The sequence below is a fragment of the Kocuria sp. APC 4018 genome (assembly GCF_030407675.1).
Classification (GTDB): Bacteria; Actinomycetota; Actinomycetes; order Actinomycetales; family Micrococcaceae; genus Kocuria; species Kocuria rhizophila.
This window is the reverse complement of record NZ_JASDCY010000121.1, coordinates 1-1,279: the sequence shown is the minus strand read 5'-3', so window position 1 is coordinate 1,279 and position 1,279 is coordinate 1. Positions and strand designations below refer to the sequence as shown.

At 53.9% G+C, this 1,279-nt stretch carries 1 rRNA gene; it reads left to right on the top strand.

The annotated features are described in order from the left end of the window. Positions 1–1,279: ribosomal RNA gene (locus QL985_RS12080) — 23S ribosomal RNA — on the top strand; the annotation flags it as partial.

Here is a 1,279-nt window from a genome sequence, read left to right as displayed (position 1 = left end):
GCCTGAGATGTGATGGGACTCTCTTAGGTGAGGGAATTCGGTGATCCTATGCTGCCAAGAAAAGCATCGACGTGAGGTTCTAGTCGCCCGTACCCCAAACCGACACAGGTGATCAGGTAGAGAATACTAAGGCGTTCGAGAGAATCATGGTTAAGGAACTCGGCAAAATGCCCCCGTAACTTCGGGAGAAGGGGGGCCCTGTCTGGTGATCACACGTGCTGTGTGAGCTGGGTGGGGTCGCAGAGGCTAGGGGGAAGCGACTGTTTATCAAAAACACAGGTCCGTGCGAAGTCGTAAGACGATGTATACGGACTGACTCCTGCCCGGTGCTGGAAGGTTAAGAGGACCTGTTAGACCCTTGGGTCGAAGCGGAGAATTTAAGCCCCAGTAAACGGCGGTGGTAACTATAACCATCCTAAGGTAGCGAAATTCCTTGTCGGGTAAGTTCCGACCTGCACGAATGGAGTAACGACTTCCCTACTGTCTCAACCATGAACTCGGCGAAATTGCAGTACGAGTAAAGATGCTCGTTTCGCGCAGCAGGACGGAAAGACCCCGAGACCTTTACTATAGTTTGGTATTGGTGTTCGGTGTGGCTTGTGTAGGATAGGTGGGAGACTGTGAAGCTATCACGCTAGTGGTGGTGGAGTCGTTGTTGAAATACCACTCTGGTCACTCTGGACATCTAACTTCGGCCCGTGATCCGGGTCAGGGACAGTGCCTGATGGGTAGTTTAACTGGGGCGGTTGCCTCCTAAAGAGTAACGGAGGCGCCCAAAGGTTCCCTCAGCCTGGTCGGCAATCAGGTGTTGAGTGTAAGTGCACAAGGGAGCTTGACTGTGAGAGTGACAGCTCGAGCAGGGACGAAAGTCGGGACTAGTGATCCGGCGGTACATTGTGGAATGGCCGTCGCTCAACGGATAAAAGGTACCTCGGGGATAACAGGCTGATCTTGCCCAAGAGTCCATATCGACGGCATGGTTTGGCACCTCGATGTCGGCTCGTCGCATCCTGGGGCTGGAGTTGGTCCCAAGGGTTGGGCTGTTCGCCCATTAAAGCGGTACGCGAGCTGGGTTCAGAACGTCGTGAGACAGTTCGGTCCCTATCCGCTGCGTGCGTTGGAAATTTGTGGAGGCCTGTCCTTAGTACGAGAGGACCGGGACGGACGAACCTCTGGTATGTCAGTTGTTCCGCCAGGAGCATCGCTGATTAGCTACGTTCGGGATTGATAACCGCTGAAAGCATCTAAGCGGGAAGCTTGCTCCGAGATGAGATTTCCT